The organism is Peribacillus acanthi (assembly GCF_003073175.1).
Taxonomy (GTDB): domain Bacteria; phylum Bacillota; class Bacilli; order Bacillales; family DSM-1321; genus Bacillus_BN; species Bacillus_BN acanthi.
This window is the reverse complement of the sequence record NZ_QBBX01000024.1, coordinates 1-5,238: the sequence shown is the minus strand read 5'-3', so window position 1 is coordinate 5,238 and position 5,238 is coordinate 1. Positions and strand designations below refer to the sequence as shown.

5 protein-coding genes are annotated in these 5,238 nt (G+C 39.3%); 3 read left to right on the top strand and 2 right to left on the bottom strand.

Annotated elements, in window-relative coordinates; genetic code table 11:
* The 3 genes from leuS to DBX25_RS18190 all read left to right on the top strand — a co-directional run.
* A partial coding sequence (leuS, locus tag DBX25_RS18200) for a leucine--tRNA ligase (protein ID WP_240620409.1) occupies window positions 1-1,887 on the top strand: 1,887 nt, incomplete at its 5' end.
* 70 nt (window positions 1,888-1,957) lie between these two features.
* The gene (locus tag DBX25_RS18195) at window positions 1,958-2,272 is read left to right on the top strand and encodes a rhodanese-like domain-containing protein (protein ID WP_108672202.1); all 315 of its coding nucleotides are present in this window, start codon (window positions 1,958-1,960) and stop codon (window positions 2,270-2,272) included.
* Window positions 2,273-2,337: 65 nt separating this feature from the next.
* Window positions 2,338-2,520: a sporulation protein Cse60 gene (locus DBX25_RS18190; protein WP_108672201.1), complete on the top strand. Its 183-nt coding sequence runs from the start codon at window positions 2,338-2,340 to the stop codon at window positions 2,518-2,520.
* A 38-nt stretch (window positions 2,521-2,558) separates the two neighbouring features.
* Here the strand turns inward: DBX25_RS18190 and DBX25_RS18185 are convergent, their stop codons facing one another.
* Window positions 2,559-3,023 carry a GNAT family N-acetyltransferase gene (locus tag DBX25_RS18185; protein ID WP_108672200.1) on the bottom strand — a complete coding sequence of 155 codons (465 nt, stop codon included), beginning with the start codon at window positions 3,021-3,023 and terminating at the stop codon, window positions 2,559-2,561.
* Between the two features lie 341 nt (window positions 3,024-3,364).
* Window positions 3,365-4,639 carry a BaiN/RdsA family NAD(P)/FAD-dependent oxidoreductase gene (locus DBX25_RS18180; RefSeq protein ID WP_108672199.1) on the bottom strand — a complete coding sequence of 425 codons (1,275 nt, stop codon included), beginning with the start codon at window positions 4,637-4,639 and terminating at the stop codon, window positions 3,365-3,367.
* Window positions 4,640-5,238 lie beyond the last annotated feature (599 nt).

Genomic DNA, 5,238 nt, shown 5'->3' with positions numbered 1-5,238 from the left:
CGTGGAGGGCATCCTGTTGAGCGCCGTCCAATGAGACAATGGATTTTAAAAATCACTGCTTATGGAGACCGTTTGTTAGAGGATTTAGAAGAGCTTGATTGGCCTGAAAGCTTAAAAGAGATGCAGCGTAATTGGATTGGACGTTCTGAAGGCGCAGAAGTAGTCTTTGGCATTGAAGGACACGATGAAACGTTCACTGTCTTTACGACTCGTCCGGATACTTTATTTGGAGCGACATATGCTGTATTAGCTCCAGAACATCCATTTGTTGAGAAGATTACTACTGCTGATCAAAAAGAAGCTGTGGTAGCTTATATAAACCAAGTAAAGAGCAAGAGTGACTTAGAAAGAACAGATTTGGCAAAAGATAAATCTGGCGTATTTACAGGTGCGTATGCAATCAACCCAGTGAATGGTGATAAAATGCCAATCTGGATTGCGGATTATGTATTAATGAGCTATGGGACAGGTGCAATCATGGCGGTTCCTGCCCATGATGAACGGGACTACGAATTTGCCAAAAAGTTTGACCTTCCGATTGTTGAAGTGGTTGCAGGAGGCGATATTGAAAAAGAGGCTTACTCTGGAGATGGGGCTCATATCAACTCCGAGTTCTTAAATGGAATGGGCAAAGAAGAAGCGATTTCTAAGATGATTTGTTGGCTTCAAGAAAAAGGCATTGGTGAAAAGAAAATCACTTACCGCTTACGTGATTGGTTATTTAGCCGTCAACGTTATTGGGGCGAGCCAATTCCAGTTATCCACTGGGAGGATGGCACAAGCACAGCCTTAAGTGAGGATCAATTACCGCTTGTCCTACCTAAAACAAAGGACATTAAGCCTTCTGGTACAGGTGAATCCCCACTTGCCAATATTGAAGATTGGGTAAATGTAACGGATGAAACCGGAAGAAAAGGACGTCGCGAAACGAATACAATGCCACAGTGGGGCGGAAGTTGCTGGTATTACCTTCGCTATATCGATCCAAAGAATGAACATGCTTTAGCAGATGCAGAGAAGCTTAAAGAGTGGTTACCTGTCGATATTTATATCGGTGGAGCTGAGCATGCTGTACTTCACTTGTTATATGCTCGCTTCTGGCATAAATTCTTGTATGATATCGGAGTAGTACCTACTAAAGAGCCGTTCCAAAAGTTATTTAACCAAGGTATGATTTTAGGTGAAAATAATGAAAAGATGAGTAAATCAAAGGGGAATGTCGTAAATCCTGATCACATAGTTGAAAGCCACGGAGCTGATACATTACGTTTATACGAAATGTTCATGGGACCTTTAGAAGCTTCTATTGCTTGGTCTACAAATGGATTAGATGGATCTCGTCGATTCTTAGATCGAGTTTGGCGCTTATTAGTAGATGATGAAGGGAAAATCACAAGCAAGTTGGTAGACAACGATGACTCCGGCAAACTTGAAAAAGTATATCATCTAACGGTTAAGAAGGTTACAGAAGATTATGAAGGCATTCGTTTCAATACAGCCATTTCACAATTGATGGTGTTCATCAATGATGCTTATAAGGCAGAAACATTGCCAAAAGCTTATATTGAAGGTTTTGTAAAACTACTTTCCCCAGTTTGTCCACACATTGCGGAAGAACTTTGGAATAAGCTTGGGCATGAAGATAGCATTGCATATGCTACATGGCCAGCTTTTGACGAAGCAAAACTTGTGGATGATGAAGTAGAAATCGTCGTCCAAATTAATGGCAAAGTCAAAGCTAAACTAGTTGTACCAGTTGATGCAACTAGAGAAAACCTAGAAGAAATTGCATTAGGAAATGACAGCGTCAAAGAACAAATCGATGGCAAAACAGTACGAAAAATCATTGCAGTACCAGGGAAATTAGTTAATATTGTTGCAAACTAATTTTGATATAATGGAAGGGCTAATCGTAATGGTTAGCCCTTTTATTAATTGATTAGTGGGGGCCGTATAAATGGTAGAAATTAAAACAATTAGTACATCCGAAGTGGAAAAAGCACTAGACCAAGGCAAACAGCTCCACTTGATAGATGTTCGTGAGGATTATGAAGTTGCCTACGGAATGATTCCAGGTGCCGTGCAAATCCGTATGAACGAGATTCCTGCCCACTTAGAAAAATTAGATGAAGATAAAGAATACATTATAGTCTGTGCGGCAGGGGTACGAAGTGAAATGGTGTGTCGTTACCTTTTAGAAAATGGCTTTAAGGCAATTAATATGGAAGGTGGCATGTATAGCTGGTCTGGAGAAATAGAGATAAATCTGTAAACCTCTTGTTTTAAAACTCTCCCAGTCTGTCAATAATGAAAACAAAAACGGGGAGAGTCCAGTGTATGATCAAAGTAAAAATATTCGACCATGAACACGAAAAAGATCTTGAAAAAGACATCAACACGTTTTTGCGTAACTTGGAGGATGATCAGCTGGTAGATATTAAATATAATGTTGCAGCTATCCAGGAAGATGAAGATGATCAGATTTATTGTTTTAGTGCGATGGTTATTTATAAGGGATAATGCAAAAGGGAGTGACTCGTTGTTGAATCACTCCTAATTTATTGCAAATTAATAAAGTGCGTTGTATTTGTATATGGACTATTAATATGAAAACCAAGTGCTTCGTAAAACTTGCTAGCTTTCTCTGTATCTGTGTGTAAAACCATTGTTTTGTAATGTTCCGAGGCGAAATCCATCAAATAATGAACAAGTTCTTTTCCTACTCCTAATCCACGGGCTGATGAAAGAATATAAAATCTTCTCAAACGACAAATTTCATCTTTTTCAATATTGACTCCACCGATGCCTATGATTCTACCATCTGGATCATAAACACCACAGAGAATTTCTCCCTTTTGATTAAAGCGATTTCTTCCTTCTTGGTAGTCAGTCAATAATCGGTCTACAAATCGAAAGCCTTGCTCCTTGCTTTCTGAAAGTAACTCTCCTAATTCTAGTGTATCTAGATCATCAATTATATGTATTGTCCAATTTTTGATAGGGTTGTTAAGGTTTGAAGGCAAGAAATAACACCTCTTTCTTTATATCTCATTTTAATAAAGGATCTTTTTACATAGATTGTTGTTTATTGAACATTAAATATGTCGGTTGATTGCAGCGAGAGGCACTTGTTTTTAAGCGGGGAGGAGAGGATCATCATCGTTGCCGCCTGTGGGTTCTCCCAATCCCCTCTATTTCCCGTCTCTTGAATTCACATCGCACGAAGAAAATTCGTATGCATTTTTAGAAGGAGAGTACCCTTCAATACAATAAACTCAGATTGATATAGATAAATTACGCTTAAAAGCAACAAATTCTACCAAAACAGCCTTTTTAAAAAACAAACCGTTAAGAAATTTATCGTTTAGTATTTACTTTGTAAACTATGCTTGGCTGCATTAACCCCTGCGAGTCGTCCAGTCACTAATGCAGAAGTAATATTGTAACCACCGGTATAGCCGTGGATGTCTAATACTTCTCCGCAGAAAAACAGGCCGTCCATAATCTTTGAGCTCATTTCCCTAGGATGAATCTCTTTTACAGAAACACCTCCACCGGTTACGAATGCTTTTTCAATGGGTTGTGAACCATCTACAGTAAAAGTGAATTCCTTGCAGAGCGATACAAAGGTTCTTAGCTTTTCATTAGGTATGGATGCACCTTGCTCACTACCATCAAGACCTGCTTTTTCTAGTAAGAAATGGAGATATCTCTCTGGGACTAATCCCTTTAGGATATTTTTAATAGCTTTTTTTGGTTCATCCTTTACCAATTTAATAATTTGTTGGAACAATTCTTCGTTTTTCTGGTCAGGAATCGCATCTAGCTTCATGGTTACTTCTTGTAGATTCCACTTTTTCATGGCTTGGACAACAAAGCCGCTGCAACGCAAAACAGCAGGTCCACTAATACCAAAATGGGTGAAGATCATATCCATTCGGTGTGTGACCAACGGCTTTCCTTTAGGGTTTAGTACGGAAAGTGAAACGTCTCGTAAACTTAAACCTTGAAGGGTTTTAGATTGTATAAAGCGCTCTTTTGAAGTTAGAGGAACTTCGGTTGGGAATAAGTCTGTTATCGTGTGTCCCGCTTTTTTTGCCCAGGCATAACCGTCTCCAGTGGAACCAGTATGAGGGACTGATTTTCCACCAACTGCAATAATGATACTTTTTGCTTTGGGAATTTGACCATCTTTTAAATGTACTGTGTGCAATCCTTCAGGTTCAAAATCGATTGTTTTAACAGGAGAATTCGTAAAGGTTTTTACATTCAATTCTTTTAAACGAGTTAACAAAGCCTGTACCACACTGCCAGCATCATCACTGATAGGAAACATTCTACCATGGTCTTCTTCCTTTAATCCGACTCCAAGCTTTTCAAAAAATGCGATTATATCTTCATTACTAAATTCAGAAAATGCACTAAAAAGAAAACGTCCATTTCCAGGAATGTGCTTGATTATTTCATCTATCGGCAGACGATTGGTTACATTACAGCGGCCACCACCTGAAATTGCTAGCTTCCTTCCTAGCTTTTCTCCCTTGTCAATCAGAAGAACTTTCGCACCTTGTTCACCAGCTCCAATTGAGGCCATCAGTCCTGATGGGCCTCCACCAATAACTATTACATCATATTGCATGTTTAATCCTCACTTCGTTCCATTATAGTTCCTCTATTATAAAGGAAGGTTGGGGGAAAATGAAGTTTTCGCCTATTGGTTATTAATATGAGATGCAGTATTGGTGGGAAAAACAATATGCATGTGGATGAGGTTGATTCATATTGCCCTTTTGGTGCTCTACATGAAAGAAGTTTGACCATTTAATGACTCTATTTCATTTATCTTTCACTTTCTACTGGTCACATTCCAAAAGGTAATCATACGCCGCCAATGATGCCCTTTTCGAGAACCATCCTAAGCAAAAGGTAATCATACGCCGCCAATGATGCCCTTTTCGAGGACAGACTCTAGTAAAAGGTAATCATACGCCGCCAATGATGCCCTTTTTGAGATCAGACTCTAGAAAAAGGTAACCATACGTCTGCAATGATGCCCTTTTCGAGGACAGACTCTAGTAAAAGGTAATCATACGCCGCCAATGATGCCCTTTTCGAGATCCATCCTAAGTAAAAGGTAATCATACGCCGCCAATGATGCCCTTTTCGAGGTCCATCCTAAGCAAAAGGTAATCATACGCCGCCAATGATGCCCTTTTCGAGATTTATCCTCAGTAAATG

What these genes read in the sequence shown, in the direction of transcription:
- DBX25_RS18195 (WP_108672202.1), top strand. Translation starts at nt 1,958, where the DNA reads ATGGTAGAAATTAAAACAATTAGTACATCCGAAGTGGAAAAAGCACTA.
- DBX25_RS18190 (WP_108672201.1), top strand. Translation starts at nt 2,338, where the DNA reads ATGATCAAAGTAAAAATATTCGACCATGAACACGAAAAAGATCTTGAA.
- DBX25_RS18180 (WP_108672199.1), bottom strand. Translation starts at nt 4,639, where the DNA reads ATGCAATATGATGTAATAGTTATTGGTGGAGGCCCATCAGGACTGATG.